The 19,404-nt window shown below is 69.9% G+C and carries 20 protein-coding genes; 11 read left to right on the forward strand and 9 right to left on the reverse strand.

Features of this window, described 5'->3' with window-relative positions:
• Positions 1–22 precede the first annotated feature (22 nt).
• Positions 23–160, forward strand: coding sequence for a hypothetical protein (locus D457_RS36155; protein WP_017580933.1), 138 nt, complete (start codon positions 23–25; stop codon positions 158–160).
• 56 nt (positions 161–216) lie between these two features.
• Here D457_RS36155 and D457_RS0112125 read toward each other — a convergent pair whose 3' ends face one another.
• Positions 217–840: a DUF4352 domain-containing protein gene (locus D457_RS0112125; RefSeq protein ID WP_017580934.1), complete on the reverse strand. Its 624-nt coding sequence runs from the start codon at positions 838–840 to the stop codon at positions 217–219.
• A 135-nt stretch (positions 841–975) separates the two neighbouring features.
• On the opposite strand from D457_RS0112125, the gene D457_RS0112130 reads away from it, so the two are divergent.
• Positions 976–1,212 carry a hypothetical protein gene (locus D457_RS0112130; RefSeq protein WP_017580935.1) on the forward strand — a complete coding sequence of 79 codons (237 nt, stop codon included), beginning with the start codon at positions 976–978 and terminating at the stop codon, positions 1,210–1,212.
• 132 nt (positions 1,213–1,344) lie between these two features.
• Here the strand turns inward: D457_RS0112130 and D457_RS0112135 are convergent, their stop codons facing one another.
• Both D457_RS0112135 and D457_RS0112140 read right to left on the reverse strand, forming a co-directional pair.
• Positions 1,345–1,908, reverse strand: a complete 564-nt coding sequence (locus D457_RS0112135) for a dihydrofolate reductase family protein (RefSeq protein ID WP_017580936.1) — start codon at positions 1,906–1,908, stop codon at positions 1,345–1,347.
• Between the two features lie 191 nt (positions 1,909–2,099).
• The gene (locus tag D457_RS0112140) at positions 2,100–3,020 is read right to left on the reverse strand and encodes a LysR family transcriptional regulator (protein ID WP_017580937.1); all 921 of its coding nucleotides are present in this window, start codon (positions 3,018–3,020) and stop codon (positions 2,100–2,102) included.
• 151 nt (positions 3,021–3,171) lie between these two features.
• On the opposite strand from D457_RS0112140, the gene D457_RS0112145 reads away from it, so the two are divergent.
• The 3 genes from D457_RS0112145 (at position 3,172) to D457_RS0112155 (ending at position 6,824) form a co-directional block, all read left to right on the forward strand.
• A complete protein-coding gene (locus D457_RS0112145) occupies positions 3,172–4,347 on the forward strand; it encodes an acyl-CoA dehydrogenase family protein (protein ID WP_017580938.1) in 1,176 nt (391 codons plus the stop codon).
• Positions 4,344–5,540 carry a CaiB/BaiF CoA transferase family protein gene (locus D457_RS0112150; RefSeq protein ID WP_017580939.1) on the forward strand — a complete coding sequence of 399 codons (1,197 nt, stop codon included), beginning with the start codon at positions 4,344–4,346 and terminating at the stop codon, positions 5,538–5,540. Before D457_RS0112145 ends, D457_RS0112150 begins: the two co-directional genes overlap by 4 nt.
• Before the next feature lie 66 nt (positions 5,541–5,606).
• Positions 5,607–6,824: an acetyl-CoA C-acetyltransferase gene (locus D457_RS0112155; protein ID WP_017580940.1), complete on the forward strand. Its 1,218-nt coding sequence runs from the start codon at positions 5,607–5,609 to the stop codon at positions 6,822–6,824.
• A gap of 182 nt (positions 6,825–7,006) precedes the next feature.
• Here D457_RS0112155 and D457_RS0112160 read toward each other — a convergent pair whose 3' ends face one another.
• The 3 genes from D457_RS0112160 to D457_RS0112170 all read right to left on the reverse strand — a co-directional run bounded on the left by D457_RS0112160 (position 7,007) and on the right by D457_RS0112170 (position 10,562).
• Entirely contained in the window at positions 7,007–7,675 is a 669-nt protein-coding gene (locus tag D457_RS0112160; protein WP_017580941.1) for an SRPBCC family protein, read from the reverse strand.
• Between the two features lie 473 nt (positions 7,676–8,148).
• Positions 8,149–9,249 (reverse strand): cytochrome P450 family protein, encoded by a 1,101-nt coding sequence (locus tag D457_RS0112165; RefSeq protein WP_017580942.1) that lies wholly within the window; start codon positions 9,247–9,249, stop codon positions 8,149–8,151.
• Complete coding sequence (locus tag D457_RS0112170) at positions 9,231–10,562, reverse strand: cytochrome P450 family protein (protein ID WP_017580943.1); 1,332 nt, start codon at positions 10,560–10,562, stop codon at positions 9,231–9,233. Before D457_RS0112170 ends, D457_RS0112165 begins: the two co-directional genes overlap by 19 nt.
• A gap of 624 nt (positions 10,563–11,186) precedes the next feature.
• Between D457_RS0112170 and D457_RS0112175 the strand changes: the two genes are divergently transcribed.
• From D457_RS0112175 to D457_RS0112190, 4 genes are all read left to right on the forward strand, one after another.
• Positions 11,187–12,722, forward strand: coding sequence for a flavin-containing monooxygenase (locus D457_RS0112175; RefSeq protein ID WP_017580944.1), 1,536 nt, complete (start codon positions 11,187–11,189; stop codon positions 12,720–12,722).
• Positions 12,719–13,726, forward strand: coding sequence for an alpha/beta fold hydrolase (locus D457_RS32415; RefSeq protein ID WP_017580945.1), 1,008 nt, complete (start codon positions 12,719–12,721; stop codon positions 13,724–13,726). The genes D457_RS0112175 and D457_RS32415 overlap by 4 nt, the downstream gene beginning before the upstream one ends.
• Before the next feature lie 71 nt (positions 13,727–13,797).
• Positions 13,798–14,640 (forward strand): SDR family NAD(P)-dependent oxidoreductase, encoded by an 843-nt coding sequence (locus D457_RS0112185; protein ID WP_017580946.1) that lies wholly within the window; start codon positions 13,798–13,800, stop codon positions 14,638–14,640.
• A 54-nt stretch (positions 14,641–14,694) separates the two neighbouring features.
• Positions 14,695–15,921, forward strand: a complete 1,227-nt coding sequence (locus tag D457_RS0112190; protein WP_017580947.1) for a PucR family transcriptional regulator — start codon at positions 14,695–14,697, stop codon at positions 15,919–15,921.
• 237 nt (positions 15,922–16,158) lie between these two features.
• On the opposite strand, the gene D457_RS34725 is transcribed toward D457_RS0112190, so the two are convergent.
• Entirely contained in the window at positions 16,159–16,341 is a 183-nt protein-coding gene (locus D457_RS34725) for a DUF397 domain-containing protein (RefSeq protein ID WP_083926746.1), read from the reverse strand.
• A gap of 27 nt (positions 16,342–16,368) precedes the next feature.
• A complete protein-coding gene (locus D457_RS0112195; RefSeq protein ID WP_026116571.1) occupies positions 16,369–17,211 on the reverse strand; it encodes a helix-turn-helix domain-containing protein in 843 nt (280 codons plus the stop codon).
• Positions 17,212–17,498: 287 nt separating this feature from the next.
• Between D457_RS0112195 and D457_RS32420 the strand changes: the two genes are divergently transcribed.
• Both D457_RS32420 and D457_RS0112205 read left to right on the forward strand, forming a co-directional pair.
• Positions 17,499–17,801: an ATP-binding protein gene (locus tag D457_RS32420; protein ID WP_239646080.1), complete on the forward strand. Its 303-nt coding sequence runs from the start codon at positions 17,499–17,501 to the stop codon at positions 17,799–17,801.
• A 293-nt stretch (positions 17,802–18,094) separates the two neighbouring features.
• Positions 18,095–18,349, forward strand: coding sequence for a hypothetical protein (locus tag D457_RS0112205; protein ID WP_239646081.1), 255 nt, complete (start codon positions 18,095–18,097; stop codon positions 18,347–18,349).
• Positions 18,350–18,407: 58 nt separating this feature from the next.
• Here D457_RS0112205 and D457_RS0112210 read toward each other — a convergent pair whose 3' ends face one another.
• Positions 18,408–19,361: an alpha/beta fold hydrolase gene (locus D457_RS0112210; protein ID WP_017580952.1), complete on the reverse strand. Its 954-nt coding sequence runs from the start codon at positions 19,359–19,361 to the stop codon at positions 18,408–18,410.
• Positions 19,362–19,404: the final 43 nt, after the last annotated feature.

A 19,404-nucleotide genomic window follows, 5' to 3' on the forward strand; every position in this document is an offset into this window, starting at 1 on the left:
TGCCCCGCTGCACGCTCACGAGGTGACCGAGAACGACGCCGCGATGATCCGCATGATGGCCGGTGCGAACTTCGGCGACGGTGCGACCGTGACCCTGCCGTCCGGGAAGACGATCACCGGCGCGGAGATGCGCAAGTGGATCGAAGCGCAGGACAACTGACCCCACACACAGCAACGCCCCGGACCACACGGCCCAGGGCGTCCCTCGTGTTCCGCCTACTCCTTGACCTCCAGCACCGCCACCGACGGGGCATCCCACGCCGCCGACAACAGGGCCGACTCCATCACAGTGCCCGCCTCCACCTCGAACGGCAGTCGCACCGTCACCGATCCGTTCGGGTTCACATCCTCGTACAGGGCGTCGTCCTCATCCAGGGCGAACAGGGCGTCCGTGTGGTAGCCGTACCGGTTGCCGTCCGCGTCCATCACCTCGGAGTTGTCAACCTCTGGCATCTGCGGGCCGTTCGAGGTGTTCGTCAGCTCCACCTCCAACACCACGAACTCCCACCCGTCATCGGCGACAGCGTTGGAGTAGGACCCGTTCACCTGGTCGGTGCGCTCCACCCCGGACAGGGTGATGTCCCAGATCCCATCGGAGGCCGCCTCACCCATCGGGGCGGCGTCCGGGAGTTCCTCGACCAGCTCATCCGACTCGTCTACGGCTGCTTCGTCCACGTCGTCGGTGTCAGAGGTGTCCTCGAACTCTGCGCCGATGTCGTCGAACGCGGCCGTGAACTGGGCACGAATGTAGGCCTGGTTACCGAACCAGCCGACACTGAACCCGAGAAGTAGCGCGACCACACCTGTGGCGATGGTGGCGATCCAACCGGTTCTGTTCATGGGGGGCTCCTCGCACAGGGGGCCAAACGGAGCGGGCGTCCGGCAGATCATCAGGTCGACGAACTCTACCCGCGGACACCGACATCCCGGAGCTATTCAAGGTGATCGCCGTACACTCGAAACCAGAAGGCCCGCATGCCCAAATACCAGGCTGTGTTCCACATCGATGACGCCCGACCGCTCGGTATCGCCATCACCGCAAAGGACGAAGCCGAAGTCGAAGTCGAAGAACTACTCGCCGGTAAAATGGAGCGGCGCCTCGAATCCGTGGACACCGACAAAGGCCCCGTCCTCTACCCGGCCCGCCCCCGGTTCGCGTGCTTCCCCGCCGCGAAGGGGGACGGGTTCACCATGATCCCCGTTGGCAGGTGAGCCCCGCGCACGCGGGGATGGGCTGCCCGCGGCCGCCGACGATCGCGAGCGGGGCCTGTGAGCTCCGCGTGCGGGGACAATTCCCTAGCTGAGACAGCAGGACCATCTCCGTAGGGTCCGGTCGCCAGCCCCTCATCGCAGGACGTCGAAGACCTGCTTCTGCACGCCGTTGGAGTACACCTCGTGCTCGACCAGCTTCAGCTTGGTCAGGTCCTTGTCGGCTTCGCTGAACAGGCGTTTCCCGGAGCTCAGGAGCAGCGGGAAGACCAACAGGTGGTAGCGGTCGACCAGTCCGGCGTCGGCCAGGCCCCGCGCGAGTTCGGCGCTGCCGTGCACGGAGATCGGCCCACCCTCGGTCTTCTTGAGTTCGGCGACCTCGTCGAGCGTGCGCAGGACGGTGGCGGGCCAGCGCGGGTCGTCTTCGGTGAGCTTGCCGGAGACCACGTAGCGGGGCATGGAGTTGTAACCCGCGAACTCCTCCATCGAAGGCCATACGGGGGCGAATGCTTCGTAGCTCCGACGCCCCAGGAGCAGCGCGGCGGCCTCCTCCTGTTCGCGGCTCTTGATCTCGTAGGCCGCCTCGTCCATCGGAACCGTGTTGAAGGTCCAGCCGGAGTTTCGGTATCCGGGCTCTCCGCCCGGTGCCTCCATGACGCCGTCGACGGACACGAAGGCGGTGATGATCAGGGTGCGCATGCTCGATTTCCTCGCTGGTCGGTTGCCTGACGTCCTCTCGTCGTACGGCGCGACCCGTATTCGACACCTCAAGCGGACTTTTTCGAAGTTTTCTTGTGGCGCCGATAGTGGCATGGGCGGTGGTCCGGTCTCTGGCCGCTTCGGTCTGGTCGGGGCCGCCGCGGTCCGAGGGGCCGACGTTCGGGCCGGGGTCAGGGCACCTCCACGCCCACCAGGTGTTCCGGGGTGGGCAGGGCCTCCTCGGAGGCGAGCAGTACCTCGTGCAGGGCCGGGCTCGTCGCGTCGCGGCGCCAGGCCAGACGTGCGTAGGAGGGGGTGAATTCCTCCGCCAGCCGCACCAGCCGGATCCGGTCTCGGGGCACGTTGGCGACCGCCGTGTCCAGGGTGAAGCTCAGCCCGACCCCGGCGCCGACCAGTGCCATCAGCGTCCACGAGTCCGAGGCGACCTGGACGATGTCGGGGGAGAACCCCGCTTCGTAGGCGGCCCGGATGAACGTCTCGCGCACGATTGAACCGGGGGCCGAGGGCAGCGCCACGAACGGCTCGCCCCGGCATTCGGCGATGCTCACCGTCTCCCGTTCGGCCAGCCGGTGGTGCTCCGGGACCACCAGCACGTAGTGCTCCTCGGCCACGACCCGCTGGGCGATCTCCGGCGGCCGCGCGCTCCACCGCACCAGCGCTAGGTCCAGCTCGCCGTCGATCACCGAGCGCAGCGCCTCGTTGGCGTAGGTGGTGCTGCGCAGTCGGAGCTCGATGCCGGGGCGCCGCTGGCGGACCAGCCGACTCAGGTCGCCCACCAGCAGGTGCGAGGAAGGACCCGCGAAGCCCAGCCGAACCAGGCCGGTCTCGCCCTCCCCGGCGGATCGGACCGCGCTGCGCGCCACCCGGCAGCCCTCCAGAACGTCGTTGGCGGGCCCGATGAGCGCCTGTCCCGCCGTGGTCAGGTGCACCGAACGGGTGGTGCGCACGAACAGCTGGGCGCCGAGGTCGCGTTCGAGCTGCTTGATGGCGCGCGTCAACGGGGGTTGGGCCATGTGCAGGCGCTCGGCGGCACGGCCGAAGTGCAGTTCCTCGGCCACGGCGAGGAAGGCCTCCAGGTGGTGCAGGTTCATGCAGGGCAACCTTATGTCACGCGACCTGTGCCGCCGGGCGACTGCCTTCACCCCGGAGGCTTCAACACCTCCTGATTGTTCCATTTGAAGCAATAATGCGGCGATATCAGGTATTGGACGTGTATGAGAGCTGTCCGTCATCATCGTGCCCATGAGTTCTGAGCCCGAGGTCACCGCCGAAGACTTCACCGACATCCACGCCCAGGTGCGCGACTTCGTCCGTACGAAGGTCGTCCCGCGTGAGAACGAGATCCTGGCGACCGACGCCATCCCCGATGACCTCCGCAAGGCCGCCGCGGACATGGGCCTGTTCGGGTACGCGATCCCCCAGCGCTGGGGCGGACTCGGCCTGAACCTCGTCCAGGACGTCGAGCTGGCCATGGAGTTCGGCTACACCTCGCTCGCCCTGCGCTCGCTGTTCGGTACGAACAACGGCATCGCCGGTCAGGTGCTCGTCAACTTCGGCACCGACACCCAGCGCGAGCGCTGGCTGGAGGGGATCGCCTCGGGCGAGGTGATCGCCTCCTTCGCCCTCACCGAGCCCGGCGCGGGCTCCAACCCGGCGGGTCTGCGCACCAAGGCCGTCCGCGACGGCTCCGGCTGGGTCATCGACGGCCGCAAGCAGTTCATCACCAACGCCCCGCTGGCCGGTCTGTTCGTCGTCTTCGCCCGCACCCGCGAGCCCGGCCCCGACGGCAACGGCATCGCGGTGTTCCTCGTACCCGCCGACGCTCCCGGCGTCACCGTGGGCCCCAAGGACGCCAAGATGGGCCAGGAGGGCGCCTGGACCGCCGACGTCACCTTCGACTCGGTGCGGGTGGGTGAGGACGCGCTGGTCGGCGGGGACGAGAAGGTCGGCTACAAGGCCGCGATGAGTTCTCTGGCCCGGGGGCGAGTGCACATCGCCGCGCTGTCGGTCGGCACCGCCCAGCGCGCGCTGGACGAGTCGGTCTCCTACGCCGCCGCCAACACCCAGGGCGGCGTGCCCGTCGGCGACCACCAGCTGGTCCAGGCCATGCTCGCCGACCAGTACACCGGAGTGGAGACCGGGCGCGCGCTGGTCCGGGACGCCGCCGCCAAGTACGTCAGCGGCGAGGACCGCCGCACCGCCCCGTCGGTGGCCAAGCTCTACTGCACCGAGATGGTCGGCAAGGTCGCCGACCTGGCCGTCCAGGTGCACGGCGGCGCCGGTTACATGCGCGAGGTGCCGGTGGAACGCATCTACCGGGAGGTGCGCCTGCTGCGCCTGTACGAGGGCACCAGTGAGATCCAGCGGCTCATCATCGGCGGCGGACTGGTCCGCCGGGAGAAGGCGAGACTCCGGTGAGCCCAGCGGCCCCGGACCCCGAAACCGGGGCGCTGCCGTTGGAAGGCGTGCTGGTCGTCTCGCTCGAACAGGCGGTGGCCGGCCCCCTCGCCACCCGTCACCTGGCCGACCTGGGCGCCCGCGTCGTCAAGCTGGAACGCCCGGGGGAGGGCGACTTCGCCCGCGGCTACGACGACGCCGTGCGCGGTCTGGCCTCGCACTTCGTGTGGCTGAACCGTTCCAAGGAGTCCCTGGCCGTCGACCTGAAGTCCGAGCGGGGCCGCCACATCGCCCGGGCCCTCATCGACCGGGCCGACGTGTTCGTGCAGAACTGCGCCCCCGGCGCTGTCGAACGCCTGGGCCTGGACGCCGCCACCCTGCGTGAGAGCAACCCCGGCCTGGTCGCGGTCAACCTCTCCGGTTACGGCACCGCCGGGCCCAAGGCTGCCCGCAAGGCCTACGACATGCTCGTCCAGGCCGAGTCCGGGATGATCTCGGTGACCGGCACCCCCGACGCCCCCGCCAAGACCGGGGTGCCCAACGCCGACATCGCCGCCGGGCTCTACGCCGCCGTGTCGGTGCTGTCCGCCCTGTACCGCAGTGAACGCACCGGCGGGGGCGCCACCGTCGACGTGTCCATGTTCGACTCGGCCGTGGAGTGGATGGGCCACGCCCTGTACATGCAGATGTACGCCGACCGGCAGATCCCCCGCATGGGGCTGAGCCACGCCTCCATCGCCCCCTACGACGCCTATCCCACCAAGGACGGCGACATACTCATCGGAGTCCAGAACGACCGCGGCTGGCGCGCGCTGGTCAGCGAGGTCTTCGGTGAGCAGGAGTACGCCGACGACCCGCGCTTTCGCACCAACCCCGACCGGGTGCGCCACCGTGCCGAGTGCGACGCCTACGTGGCCAGCCGGACCGAGCTCTGGACCACCGCGGAGCTGGACGAACGCCTGACCGGGGCCGGTATCCCCGCCGCCCGGCTTAACCAGCTCTCCGACGTGGTGGACCACCCGCAGCTGTCCGAACGCGACCGCTGGCGCACCGTCGGCACGGAGAAGGGCGACATCCGCGCGGTCCTGCCGCCGATGACCTTCGGCGACGTCGAACTGCGGATGGGCCCGGTCCCCGCCCTGGGCGAACAGACCCAGGCGATCCTCGCCGAACTCGGTTTGGCGGACGAGCAGGAGGAGCGCGGTCGTGGATGATCGCCGCCCCCGCACCCTGACCCGCTCACCCAGACCCCCGCACCCCGATCGAGAAAGGCGTGACCCATGCGTGACGTCGTCATCTGTGAACCCGTCCGTACCCCCATCGGCCGCTACGGCGGGATGTTCAAGACCGTCACCGCCGTGGACCTGGGCACCCAGGCCCTCACCGGGCTGCTGGAGCGCACCGGCATCGACCCCGCCGAGATCGACGACGTCATCCTCGGTCACTGCAACGGCAACAGTGAGGCGCCCGCCATCGGCCGCGTCGTGGCCCTCGACGCCGGGCTGCCGGTCACCGTCCCCGGCCAGCACCTGGACCGGCGCTGCGGTTCCGGCCTGCAGTCCGTGGTCAACGCCGTCATGGGTGTGCTCAGCGGAGCCCAGGACCTGGTCGTGGCGGGCGGGGTGGAGAGCATGAGCAACGCCGTGTTCTACTCCACCGACATGCGCTGGGGCGGGGCCCGCGGCGGCATCACCGTCCACGACGGGCTGGTGCGCGCCCGCGAGACCGCGGGCGGCTCCCGTTACCCGGTGCCCGGCGGCATGATCGAGACCGCCGAGAACCTGCGCGCCGAGTACGGGATCACCCGCACCGAACAGGACGAGCTCGCCGTCGCCTCGCACGCCCGCGCCGTCGCCGCCCAGAACTCCGGGGTCTACGCCGAGGAGATCGTCCCGGTCACCGTCCCCGGCCGTAGGGGCGAGACCGTCATCGACACCGACGAGCACCCGCGCGCGGACACCAGCCTGGAGAGCCTGGCCGGGCTCAAACCGATCATGGCCGGGCAGGACCCCGATGCCACCGTCACCGCGGGCAACGCCAGCGGCCAGAACGACGCCGCCGCCCTGTGCGTGGTCACCACCCGGGACAAGGCCGAGGAGCTGGGGCTGCGCCCGCTGGTGCGGCTGCGCACCTGGGCCGCGGCCGGGGTGGCGCCCAGGGTGATGGGCATCGGCCCGGTCCCCGCCACCGCCCGCGCGCTCGGACAGGCCGGTCTCACTCTCACCGACCTGGACGTCATCGAGCTGAACGAGGCCTTCGCTGCGCAGGCGCTCGCCGTCATGCGCGAGTGGGAGTTCACCGCCAAGGACCTGGAACGCACCAACGTGCACGGTTCCGGGATCTCGTTGGGCCACCCGGTCGGCGCGACCGGAACCCGGATGATCGGCACACTCGCCCGCGAACTCGACCGCAGCGGCGGCCGCTACGGGCTGGCCACCATGTGCGTCGGCGGCGGTCAGGGGCTGGCCGCGGTGTTCGAGGCGGTGGGGGACCGGTAACCGGCCGCGTCACCGGCACCACCGGCACCACCGGCACCACCGAGCGAGGTCCGGCAGCGGCCCGGGCGTCCGATCACCGGCCGCCGCCTGCCGCAGGACCACAGGCTCCGACCTGACGCCCGCCTTCCACGTGGTCCTGGGCCGACCCCGCCCCGCGGCGGCGCGGGGCGGGCGCTCGGACGCTATGCGGGCGAGTCCTGTGCGGGCGGTTCCTCTCCGAGGTAGAAGGCGGTGGTCCGGTCCCTGGCCGCCTCGGCCTGCGCGCGCGGGGTACCGAACTCAGCGCTCACCTCGCCCCAGCGTTCACTGCTGGCGGTGACGAACCTGCGGCCCTCGTCCGTGGCCTCCCAGCCCTCCTCCTCCAGCGTCTCCGCCCCGGCGTGCAGGTGCTGGGCCAGGCCGAGGAAGGCCAGGTCCCAGCCCACGCCGGTCGCGCCCGGGCCAAACCGCTGCCAGAAGTCCGCGTCGGTGTCGGCGTGCGCGGTGTGCTTCAGCGTCAGTCTGGCCCCGTCGTCCTCGGGGTCCACCCGGACGGTGATCCAGCTCGTTTCTCCGTTGAACTCCCAAGTGGCGCTGAAGGAGTGGGGTGCCGTGCAGGCCTCGACCGTGCCGTTGGCGTTTCCCTCCACCTGGTAGTCCCCGCCCAGGCGGAGGTCGCCTGTTACCGGGGCGAACCAGAGGCGGAGGCGCTCGGCCGAGGTGCACGCCTCCCACAGGTCCTCGACCGTGGTGTCGTATCGCTGGCTGAGCGTGGCCACCAGCGTCTGCTCCCCGTCACGCTCCCCGGTTCTCAGCCCTCGGGACACGGCCCCGATCTGCCCGTCCACGTCGACGGTCCCCTTCGCGCTCATTCTTCCTCCTGGACGCTTCGTCGCTGCTTCCCCGGCCGGTTCCGGGCTCCAGCGCGGTCAGGCACGGTGCCCGCGACCGGCGAAACCGGTCCAGCCGCCAGTCCACCGGAGGCAGCGCCTGGGCGCCGACCCGGTAGAGGCGCCGCCCCTGTGCCCCGTGCCCCGTGCTCCCGGCGCGCGGCCGTGTGGACCCGCGTTCGGGTCCTACCCGGTGGCGGTGCGAATCAGCGGACCGGCCGGCCCCGAATTGTTCGGAGCCCACCGCGGTCGGCTCCTGCGAACCGAACTACCGTCGGTGGGACTCCAGGGGCGCCTCCCACCAGGAGTGCTCGAACTGCCGAAGCCGTGCGGGGTTCCGGGCCGGTGGCTGCCATTCGCGTAAGCGCGTGCGGGCCATCTCTCCAAGGCCGGGAACGCGAGTGCCCCGCGCACGTCCCGACCGGGGCGTACGCGGGGCACTCCGTCGAAACGGCTCAGCCCAGGACCACGGGCAGCCGGGCCGATCCGCGCGAGACGATGGACGGGGACTCGGGGACCTCTTCGCCCTCGGCCAGGCGGATGTCCGGGAACCGGGAGAACAGCGCCTCCAGGGCGAGTGTCCCCTCCATCCGGGCCAGGCCCGCGCCCAGGCAGAAGTGCGGCCCGTGCGAGAACGCCAGGTGCCCGCGCTGCTCACGGCGCAGGTCGAAGACGTGCGCGTCCTCGCCGTGCTTGCCGGGGTCGCGTCCCGCCGCGCCGAAGCCCATGAGCAGGGCCTCGCCCTTGGGCACGTGCACCCCGCCCAGGGTGACGTCCTCGGCGGTGTAGCGCAGCGGCAGGTACTGGATGCTGGCGTCCCAGCGCAGGGTCTCCTCCACGGCGTCGGCCCAGGACGCCTCACCGCTGCGGACCAGCGCGAGCTGCTCCGGGTGGGTGAGCAGGGCGTGCGCCGCGTTGGCGATGAGGTTCATGGTGGTCTCGTAACCCGCGCCGATCATGAGGATCAGGGTCCACACGAGCTCGGTCTGGGAGAGCTTCTCGTCGCCCTCGGCACGAGCCTCCAGCAGGGCGCTGGTGAGGTCGTCGCCGGGGTTCTTCGCCTTCTCCTCGGCGAGCTCGGCCAGGAGGGCGAGCATGTCCGCGTTGGTCTGCGCGGCCACCTCCGGGGGAGTGGTGGTGTCGAAGACCCGCTCGATCAGCGTGTGCAGGGTGTCACGGTGCTCGGCGCCGACCCCGAACAGCTCGGAGATCACCGTCATGGGCAGGGGCAGCGCCAGCGCGGCCTTGAGATCGACCGGACCGGGCCCGGCAGCCGCGGCGGCGTCCAGGAGCTCGCTGACGATCTCCTCGACGCGCGGGCGCAGCAGCTCCACCCGGCGCGGGGTGAACGCCTGGGACACCAGGGTGCGCAGCCGCCGGTGGCGGTCGCCGTCCGCGGTGAGCATGTTGTCCGGGGCCACCCAGGAGATGAGCGGCCACTCCATGGGGATCTCCCCCTGGGCCCAGGGGCGCCAGTGCCGCGCCTCCTTGCGCACGTCGGGGTGGGCCAGCGCTTCCATGATGACGTCGTGGCCGGTCAGCGCCCGAACAACCACGCCACCAACGATCTCAACTTCGACGACGGCGCCTCGGCTCCGGAGTTCGGCTGTCTGCCGGTGGAGGTCGTAGGGGTAGAGGACGGGGATGTCTGTTGCCATGGGGGTGTGGTGCCTTTCGGGGCGTCGGGAGTGAACGTGACCGGCAACCGGGACAGCGCCAGTGCGAAGGGGGCGGGGCGCCGCTGCGGGGCGTTGCCGGAGGTCCGCAGACCGGAAAGTCGTTTGGTCAGGGTTTCGACGCCGACCTGGGCGATGGCGTAGGCGAACCCCTGGGCCGGGCAGCGGTGCGGCCCCACACCGAAGGCGAGGTGGGCCCGGTTGCCCTGCTCGATGTCCGGACCGCCGGAGGACATCGCGTCGTGCGCGGCCGCGTAGCCGAGCAGGATGGGCTCACCCGCCCTGATCAGGGTTCCCGTGCTGACCCGCACGTCCTTCACCGGATACAGGACGGGGTAGTTGTTGACGGGAGGGTCGCGCCAGAGCACCTGGTCGATCGCCTCGCTGACGCCCACCCGGGCGCCTCGGAACGCCTGCCGGACCTCCTCGTCCGCCAGGATCGTGTGCGTGGTCCCGGAGATGAGGTTGGCGGTGGGTTCGGCTCCGGCCCCGATGGTCACGACGAGCTGGGCCAGGAGTTCCTCGTCGCTGAGGCCGACCCGGTGCTGGAGCATCCACGAGGTGATGTCGTCCCCGGGCGCGGCGTGCTTGGCGGAGATCGCGTCGGACAGGGCGCGCTCGTACTCGCCGTTGGCCTTGGCGGCGTCGATGCCGTCCCACAGGTCGCTGAGGGAGTTCAGGACGCGTTCACCGACGTCGCGGGAGAAACCGAAGAGGTCGCACAGCACCAGCAGCGGCAGCAGGCGCGCGTACTCGGAGACGATTTCGGCGTGGCCCCGCAGGCAGAAGGCGTCAATGAGGGCGTCCGCGTGGTGGCGGGTGATCTCCCCGACCCGGCTCTCGGGGACCCGGCCCAGGGAGTCGACCACGGCGCGCTTGAGACGGGCGTGCTCGTCACCGTCCGCGTAGAGGAGGTTGGGCCGGTGAGTCATCATCGCGACGACCGGGGCGTCGTCGGGGACCCGGCCCTCGCGCCAGTCGAGCCACCGGCGTGAGTCCCGGCTGAAGGTGCGGGCGTCCCGGCACCAGGCGGTGATCAGCGCGTAGTCGGCGACGACCCATGCCTTGATGCCGGGGAAGATCTCGGCGGGGAAGACGGGGCCGTGCTCCTCGACCATGCGCTGGTTGACCGCGTGCGGGTCGGCCTGGAAGTCGGCGGAGTGGAGTTCGGCATACGGACAGCGGGGGGCCAAGGCAATCCTGTCATGGGAGGGTACGAGGCGCTCAGTCTAATGTCACAATGCGGACTTTTGACACCTTGAGGCGCACCCGAAACACCTGCCCCACAAGGATTTCAGCTCCCGGCTCCGCTCCTGAGGTGCTGGCCGACCCGGGCAGGCGCGGGGCGGCGGGGCCGGCGCTACGGCCCCGGGAGGGCGTCGAAAGCGCGGACCAGCTCTTTGGCCAGCGTTTCGCTGCTTCCGGTCCGTTTCGCCGACCGGTTGGCCCTGACGCCAGTTCCTGCTTCCGTAGCGCACGGCGGAGAGCGTCATGTCCGAGGTCAGGCGCAGCCGGACGTCCTGGCGGCTGTCGACCCCGAACGCCTCCTCCAAGGGACGCGGTGATCCTGCCCCTTTGGGGCGGACGCCGTCGCGGTCACCCCCGCCCGATCGCGGCGTCTGGTCGAGCGGTCGCCCCGCCGTCGCCCGGCGCCGTTCGACGACCGGCATACTGACAGCGGCGGGTGCGGATCCAGGAGAAATCGCCATGGTGCACATCGCACCATGTTTTGCTCGATCTGGTGCAGATCGTCACTGGCCGCTCGGGCACCCATGCTCCACGATGGTGGAGTCCGCACGCCGTCGCCTGGAGTCGCCATGTCTTCCGCCTCATCCGCCCCGGATCCAGCCACAGCCGAGCACCTCGACGTCCTGATCGTCGGCGCCGGGATCTCCGGCATCGGGGCCGGTCGCTACCTCAAGGCCGAACTCCCCTCGAAGTCCTTCGCGATTCTGGAGGCGCGGGCGGCCTCCGGCGGCACCTGGGACCTGTTCCGCTACCCGGGCATCCGGTCCGACTCGGACCTGCACACCTTCGGATACGAGTTCAAGCCCTGGCGGGACGAGGAGTCCATCGCCTCCGCGCCGCGGATCCTGGACTACCTGCGCGAGACCGTGGTTGAGAACGGCCTGGACCGCCACATCCGGTACCACCACAAGGCGATCTCGGTGTCCTGGTCGAGTGAGCAGGCACGGTGGACCGTCCTGATCGAGCGCACCGACAGCGGCGAGCAGACGACGCTGACCTGCTCGTGGCTGTTCGCAGCTGGCGGCTACTACCGCTACGACCAGGGGTTCACCCCGCACTTCGAGGGCCGGGAACGTTTCCGCGGCACGATCGTGCACCCGCAGCACTGGCCCGAGGAGCTCGACTACGCGGACAAGCGCGTGGTGGTCATCGGCAGCGGCGCCACCGCCGTCACGTTGCTGCCCGCGATGGCCGAGACCGCCGCGCACGTGACGATGCTGCAGCGCACCCCCTCCTACATCATGGCGGTGCCCAAGAAGGACGCCCTCGCCAACGCCCTGCGCAGGTTCTTCGGCCCCGAGCGCGCCTACGCGCTGACCCGGCGCAAGAACATCGCCCAGCAGCGCCTCGTCTGGTCCTTTTGCCAGCGCTACCCCAGGGCTGCGCGCAGGATCATCCGGTGGGCCAACACCAGGCAGCTGCCTAAGGGATATCCGGTCGACGAGCACTTCAACCCGCCCTACGGCCCCTGGGACCAGCGCCTGTGCGCGGTACCGGACGGGGACCTGTTCAAGGCCATCCGGGAGGGGAAGGCCTCCGTCGTCACCGACCGGATCAGCACGTTCACCGAGAACGGGGTGCTCCTTGAATCCGGCCGCGAGCTGGCGGCCGACGTCATCGTCACCGCCACCGGCCTGAACGTGCAGGCGTTCGGCGGTATCGGGGTCACCGTGGATGGCGAGCAGGTCCGCCTCCCCGACACCGTCGCCTACAAGGGCATGATGCTCTCCGGGGTGCCCAACCTGGCCTTCTCGATCGGCTACACCAACAGCTCCTGGACGCTGAAGGTGGGCCTGCTGTGCGAGCACTTCTGCCGCCTGCTGGCCCACATGGACGCCCACGGCCACGACACCTGCCGCCCCGAGATCTCCGACCCGGCGATGCCGACCCGGCCCCTCCTCGACTTCGACGCGGGCTACGTCAAGCGGGCGATCGACCAGCTGCCCCGGCAGGGCGACCGGATGCCCTGGCTGACCTCGATGGACTACCGCTCGGACGTCAAACTGCTGCGCGCCGACAGCGTCCTGGACCCGGAGCTGCACTTCGGCCGGGCCGGGGCCGCGCACACCGATTCCACGCACACCGAGACGGCGGCTACCCGATGAGCGCCGAGCACACCGAGAGCCCCGAGCACGTAGAGACCCCCGAGCACACCGAGAACGAAGGCGCTGACCCGGCGCCCGCGCCCGCGGACGCGTTCGGTGACCGGTTCGCGGACCTGCCCGGCGGGGTCCGGATCTGTTACCGCGTCGACGGCCCCGCCGACGGGACCCCGCTCCTGCTCATCGCGGGCCTGGCCCTGGACCTCACCTCCTGGCCGCAGCGCATGGTTCAGGGGTTCACCGACCGCGGGTTCCGGGTGATCCGTTTCGACAACCGCGACGCGGGCCGCTCCACCCGGATGAGCACACCTCCTCCGGGACGGTTGCGGCAGCTGCTGGCCCGACCCCGGGCGGACGCCTACGACCTCACCGACATGGCCGCCGACACCCACGGCCTGCTCGACCACCTCGGCGTCGACCGCGTCCACCTGGTCGGGATGTCCATGGGCGGAATGATCGGGCAGACCCTCGCGGCCCGGCACCCCGACCGCGCCGCCACCCTGACCTCTATCTTCTCCACCACCGGCAACCGCCGTGTCGGTCAGCCCGCCACCTCGACCCTGATCCGGATGGCCAGGCCCACGGCCCGCACCGCCGAGGAGTCGGTGGAACGGCACCTGTCCCTGCTCGCGCACATCGGATCGAAGGTGCACCCGCCCGACGAGCACCTGGAGCGGACCTGGGCGCGTGCCGTCTGGGACCGTCGTGGCGGCCCCCGCAGCGGCGCGGAGGTGGCCCGCCAGATCGGCGCCATCCAGGCGTCCGGCGACCGCACCGCGCAGGTGCGCCGGATCACCGCGCCCACCCTGGTCGTCCACGGGGACGCCGACCCCATGGTCCACCCCAGCGGCGGCCGCGCCACGGCCAAGGCGATTCCCGGGGCCCGGCACGTCCTCATCCCGGGCATGCGCCACCACCTGGCCCCCGGGGTCCTCGACCATCTGGTCGACCTCACCACCGGCCTCGTCCGCACAGAGCGTGTCAAGAGCGAGAGCCGCCAGAGCTGAGCTCGCGGTACCCCTCAGCCCGCTGTCGAACGCACTCCTCCCCGCCTTCCGCTGTCGAAAGAAGCCCCGCCATGAAGAACCTCGCCAATAAGGTCGCCGCGGTCACCGGAGCCGGATCCGGGATCGGGCGCGCACTCGCGCTGGCCCTCGCTGCCCAAGGCTGCCACCTCGCCCTTTCAGACGTGGACGAGGCGGGCCTGAAGAAGACCGCCGCCCTGCTCGCCGGCTCCGGGGTCACCACCACGACCACCGTGCTCGACGTCGCCGAGGAGGCGGGTGTGTACGCCTGGGCCGACCAGGTCGTCGCCGACCACGGCCGGGTCAACCTCGTCTTCAACAACGCCGGAGCGGCGCTGTCCGGCACGGTCGGCGGAATCGGCCTAGACGACTACCGCTGGATCATGGGTGTCAATTTCTGGGGTGTGGTCTACGGGACCAAGGCCTTCCTGCCCCACCTGGAGGCCTCGGGGGAGGGGCACGTCGTCAACGTCTCCAGTGTCTTCGGGCTGAGCGCCCAACCCCTGATGAGCGGGTACAACGCCAGCAAGTTCGCGGTGCGCGGGTTCACCGAGTCCCTGCGCCAGGACCTGAAGGTGGCTGGCTCCGCGGTCTCGGCGACCTGCGTGCACCCGGGCGGGATCAAGACCAACATCGCCAGGACGGCCCGCCACGACGACAGCGTCCGCGAACTCACCGGCAAGAGCGGCGCTGAGGCCGGGCGGGAGTTCGAGAAGCTCTTCATCACCTCGCCGGAGAAGGCGGCCGCGGTCATCCTGCGCGGGGTGCGCCGGGACCGGCCTCGCGTGCTCATCGGCGCCGACGCCCGTCTCCTCGACGTCCTCGTCCGCGTCCTGCCCACCGGCTACCAGCGCGTCTTCACCGCCGCGGTGCGCTCACGCCGCAGCAAGGACTGACCGGTAGGGGCAGAACACCTCATCCACAGCAATGGGGCGGTATAAAATCCACCGGTGAAAGACGACTGGGAAACCCCCTCCCCACGGGCGCGCGAAGTCATTCGCAAGGGCGCCGAACAGGCGCTGGACCCGCCGGCAGAATGGCTGGACGAGCTGTTCGACGCGGTCCGGCACGCCAGCGGCACGTCCCCCGCGCACGTGGACCCGGTGCTGGAGGACGGTGCCCGCCGGGCCAACCTCTCCAACCTCCTGCACTGGGCAGCCGCCAACATCCAGCGCCCGGGGGCCCGGGTCAGCGCCAACCTGAGCCCTGAGCTGCTGGAGTCCGTCCGGGACATGGTCCGCCGCGACCTGGACGAGAAGGCCCTCGACATCTGGCGGCTGGGCCAGAACGTCGCCTGGCGCCGCTGGATGGAGATCTGCTTCGGCCTCACCTCCGACGCCGGGGTCCTGCACGAGGTGCTCGCCCTCACCTCGCGTTCGATCTACACCTTCATCGACGACACCATCGACGCCGTCAGCGAGGTCATGCGCCAGGAGCGGCGGGAGCTCAGCCGGGGCACCCACTCCGAACGGCTGACCACCGTGTCCCTGATCCTGGAAGGCGCACCGGTCTCCCGTTCCAGCGCCGAATCACGCCTGGGCTACCACCTGACCGGTAGCCACCTGGCCGCCATCGTCTGGGGAAGCGACGTCACCGGCGACCAGCTCGAACAGGCTGCCGAGCTGGTCCTGGCCGCCGCCCGAACACCGCGGCGGCTCACTCTGCTCGCCACCGGGTCGTCGATGTGGCTGTGGCTCCCGGTGTCCACCGCGCCGCGCACCGAGGACCTGGAAGCGGGGCTCGCGGCCCTCCCCGCGGTCCGGGTCGCCCTCGGCCGCCCGCGGGCGGACCTGGACGGATTCCGGCAGAGCCACCTGGAGGCCGCGGCGGTCCAACGCATGATGGCCCGCCTGGGCACCTCCCGCCGCGCGGGCGGTTACACGGACGCCCAGCTGGTAGCGCTGCTCAGCCAGGACGTGGGCCGGGCGGACGAGTTCGTCGCGGACACCCTCGGCGACCTGGCGCGTGCCGACCCCGTCCTGCACCTGACCCTGCGTACCTACCTCGACCAGCAGTGCAACGCCGCCCGGGTGGCCGAGCGCCTGTACACCCACCGCAACACCGTGGTCCGGCGGCTCGCCCGCTGCGACGAGCTGCTGCCGCGCCCGCTCGCCCACGACCCGGTCAGCGTCGGCGCGGCCCTCCACCTGCTGTCCTGGAGCGGCCCGAAGGAGTGACGGCCCGGGGCCATGTGGACCCCAAGACGTGCCTGAGGGGCGCCAGGTCGTCGGGGGCACATGGGCCTGGCGTGCTCGGGCTGGGGAGAGAGGGCTTCTGCGAACAAGACGAGGGGCACCGACTCCAGGTCGACTCGTAGGGCCACCGCGATCCTACGGTTTCCATCGAGGGTGCCGAACTTCTCGTTGTTCGAGGGGAGGGGCACCCCGAGTCATGTGTCGGGGTACCCGTTTGCGTCAGCGCTGAAGAGTGTTCAGCAGGTTGGCCCACTCCGCACTCTGGAAAGACAGATAGCCGAGTTCGCGATGCTGAGTATCGCGGACAGCAGTCGATCCAGGTAGATCCGCGACCTCCACGCACTGAGGGCCGTCAGGGTTGCTGTAGCTGGACTTTCGCCACTGCGCGGTGGTCATGTCCATGGGAGGCCTCGTTTCAGGTCAAGCGCTTCATGAGATCAGGCCCTCAAGGAACTCGGCTGAGTCCTGCACGGACAGAGCACTGCCTTGAGTGCGGCTGAACACCAGCCTATGGCGGTTGATCTCCTCAGCAGATTCCAGGCAGAACCCGTCTCCTCTGGACTCAAGGAAGACCACGCTGTCGGCACTGTTGCCCTCGCCGAAGCTCAGGATGGTGAAGGGGAGGCCTGCTGCGGCGTGCGCGCCTGAGGCGAAGGGGAGGATCTGGATCTCGATGTTGGGCCGACGCCCGACGTCGAGTAGGTGGCCGATCTGCTCGCGCATGACTTGTTCTCCGCCGACCTGTCGGCGGAGTGCGGCTTCGTCGATGACGGCCAGCAACAACGGGGGTTGTGGTCCTTCGAGGACGTTGCGTTGGCGGGCGAGCCTGCTTTCAAGTCGTTGAGCAGCCTGTTCTTCGGTGCTTCCGGCCGCTGAGGCAAGGAGCGCGCAGATGTAGCTTTCGGTCTGGAGCAGGCCGGGGACCAGTCCGATGTTGACTTCCTGGATCATCGAGGCTTCGGCTTCCAGCCCGACGAAGGCGCCGGGGAGTACTTCCTTGTACTGCAGCCACCACGGTTTGTCGGTGCGGGAGTCCCGTGCGATCTGGATGAGTTCCTGGCCCACTTTGTGTGGGGCGTTGTACAGCTGGCAGAGGGCCATCACGTCGCCCGCTTTGACCCGTTGGAAGTCGCCTGCTTCCAGGCGTTGGATTTTCGCGCGGCTCCACCCGAGGTCCTTCCACACGTCGTCCTGGGTCAGCTCGGCTGCATCTCGTAGTCGTTTGAGCTGAATCGCCAGGTATCGCCGACGAACCGGTACGCCTGTGGCCACGGGGTCTCCTTCTGCTGCGACTGTCTTCACTCTAATCCTGATGCCCCTGACTCGAAACAGTCATTTACGACTTTGAAGCTAATACTAGACGAGGCTCTTGTTAAATGAGGCGGCCTCAAATAACGTCTGACGCATCGACAGGCTCTGGCTCAGATATTCGTGACTCTGAGTCAGTTCGCTGTCTCTGAGTGATGGATCTGTATGGAGGGGCTATGGGTGCTGGTCGGAAAGTGGGACCCCGGCGACCTGGCGGTGGGGTGGGGCTGTCGTCTGCGGCGTTTTGCTACATGGACGGCAACGAGCAGGTGGTGCGGCGGGTGCGTTCGTGGCTGACCCGGGACGAGCGGCTCCAGGGGGACCGCGGGTTCTGGGTGGCGCTGGTCGGCAGCGAGCTCGCGACTAACGCGGTGAAGCACACGGCGAGCTGTGAGAAGTACGGGCGGATCGGGGTCTCGATGGAGTTCCTGGGGCACACGACCGTGCTGCTGGGGGTGCTGGACCAGGGGCGCAAGTGGGGCGGGCCCAGGTTGCGGCCCCGGGTGATGGTGCCGGAGTCCGGAGAGCCGTGCCCGGGCGGGCGCGGGCTGTGACTGGTGGACCAGGTCGCCGAGTACTGGTGGTGGGAAGGTCGGCCGGACCAGCCCTTGTACATGCGGGCGATGATCCGCCTCGACCGGGAACCCGACCTGGGTAGCTAGACGAACACGGGTGCGGATCGCAGCTCAGGCCAGCGCAGCGGGAAGCGCAGCCCCGGTGCACAGGGGCCATTGACACCCGCGCGCTCTGGGCGATCGGCGCACCCCCAGAAAGCACAGTGCCCGGGTCGGTGCACCAATCACCGGCCCGGGCTGATCAACCACCTGAATAAGACAGGGGATCGACCATGGAGAACTCTAGCGGAGGAAGGCACCGCAAGCCTCGGCAGACGATGGCCTCGCGGTTGTGGTGGGTGTTCGCGTCGGTGGTGGCGTGGGCGTTGTGTCAGGTGATCGGGGCTCCGACCAGGACCGAGCCGGTGAGGGTGGCGTTGGCGCCAGTGCCTCGGAGGTTGGAGCTGGCGGGGGACAACGGGCAGAACTGGGAGGACCCGGACCAGGTGGCGGGGGCTCTGGTCCGGCCCTACCTGTTGCGCAGGTGAGCGCGGGGAGCGCAGAAAAAGGAGGGCCCGGGTTAGGGGGCCAAGTCCTCCCGAAGGCTCAGAGGGTGGCGAGGAAGTCCAGGAGGGCCTTGTTCACCTCGTCGGGTCGCTCCTGCTGGGTCCAGTGGCCGCAACCCGGGAGGGTGATGTCGGCCTGCAGATTCGGGACGAGCAGGGGCAGCATCCCACGCAGCTCCGGCACCCCCTTGAGCACGCTGACCATGTCCTTGTCGCCCACCATGTACAGCGCCGGGACCTCGATGCGCAGGCCCTGGAAGGCCGCCATCAGGCTCTGGTTGCGGTCGATGTTGCGGTACCAGTTGATCGGCCCGGTGAAGGCGTCCGGCGCGGAGTAGTCCTCGGCGAAGACCTCGATGTCCTCGGTGGTCAGCCAGTCGGGCAGCTCGGCGGGCTCGGGCATGGTGTCCAGCAGTTCGCCGCCCTCGGGGATGATCCAGGGGGCGGGTTCGTTGGCGCCTGAGACGCCGACCAGCAGACGGCGCAGGGTCGAGGCCGGGTCCGCGGAGAGTTCGGCGTCCGCTCTGCCGGGCTCCTGGAAGTAGACCTGGTAGTAGCCGTCGCCGTAGGTGCGGCGGGACGACTCGATGGACGGCACCGCGGTGGGCGGCAGCGGCGGCACACTCAGGCCCACCACGCCGCGCACCAGGTCGGGGCGGAGCAGCGCCGTGGTCCAGGCGACGGGCGCACCCCAGTCGTGGCCGACCACCACCGCGTTCTCCGCCCCCAGCGCGGTGATCAGCGCGGTGACGTCGCCGACCAGGTGCGGCAGCGTGTACTCGTCGACGCTGGCGGCACGGTCGCTGCGGGCGTAGCCGCGCTGGTCGGGCGCGACCACCCGGTAACCGGCCTCGGCGAGCGGCCCGAACTGGTGCCGCCAGGAGTACCAGCTCTCCGGGAACCCGTGCAGTAGCAGGACCAGCGGCCCCTCGCCCTGTTCGGCGACGTGCAGGCGGAGCCCGTTCACCTCGACGTGGTGGTGCTTGACGCTCAACTCGACTCCTCTCGTGCCCCGTCCGGAAAGTCGGAACGGGGGC

The organism is Nocardiopsis valliformis DSM 45023 (assembly GCF_000340985.1).
Lineage (GTDB): Bacteria > Actinomycetota > Actinomycetes > Streptosporangiales > Streptosporangiaceae > Nocardiopsis > Nocardiopsis exhalans.

Coding starts and splice junctions, on each gene's coding strand:
- D457_RS0112125 (WP_017580934.1), bottom strand. CDS start 840: ATGAACAGAACCGGTTGGATCGCCACCATCGCCACAGGTGTGGTCGCG.
- D457_RS0112130 (WP_017580935.1), top strand. CDS start 976: ATGCCCAAATACCAGGCTGTGTTCCACATCGATGACGCCCGACCGCTC.
- D457_RS0112135 (WP_017580936.1), bottom strand. CDS start 1,908: ATGCGCACCCTGATCATCACCGCCTTCGTGTCCGTCGACGGCGTCATG.
- D457_RS0112140 (WP_017580937.1), bottom strand. CDS start 3,020: ATGAACCTGCACCACCTGGAGGCCTTCCTCGCCGTGGCCGAGGAACTG.
- D457_RS0112145 (WP_017580938.1), top strand. CDS start 3,172: ATGAGTTCTGAGCCCGAGGTCACCGCCGAAGACTTCACCGACATCCAC.
- D457_RS0112155 (WP_017580940.1), top strand. CDS start 5,607: ATGCGTGACGTCGTCATCTGTGAACCCGTCCGTACCCCCATCGGCCGC.
- D457_RS0112160 (WP_017580941.1), bottom strand. CDS start 7,675: ATGAGCGCGAAGGGGACCGTCGACGTGGACGGGCAGATCGGGGCCGTG.
- D457_RS0112175 (WP_017580944.1), top strand. CDS start 11,187: ATGTCTTCCGCCTCATCCGCCCCGGATCCAGCCACAGCCGAGCACCTC.
- D457_RS32415 (WP_017580945.1), top strand. CDS start 12,719: ATGAGCGCCGAGCACACCGAGAGCCCCGAGCACGTAGAGACCCCCGAG.
- D457_RS0112185 (WP_017580946.1), top strand. CDS start 13,798: ATGAAGAACCTCGCCAATAAGGTCGCCGCGGTCACCGGAGCCGGATCC.
- D457_RS34725 (WP_083926746.1), bottom strand. CDS start 16,341: ATGGACATGACCACCGCGCAGTGGCGAAAGTCCAGCTACAGCAACCCT.
- D457_RS32420 (WP_239646080.1), top strand. CDS start 17,499: ATGGACGGCAACGAGCAGGTGGTGCGGCGGGTGCGTTCGTGGCTGACC.
- D457_RS0112205 (WP_239646081.1), top strand. CDS start 18,095: ATGGAGAACTCTAGCGGAGGAAGGCACCGCAAGCCTCGGCAGACGATG.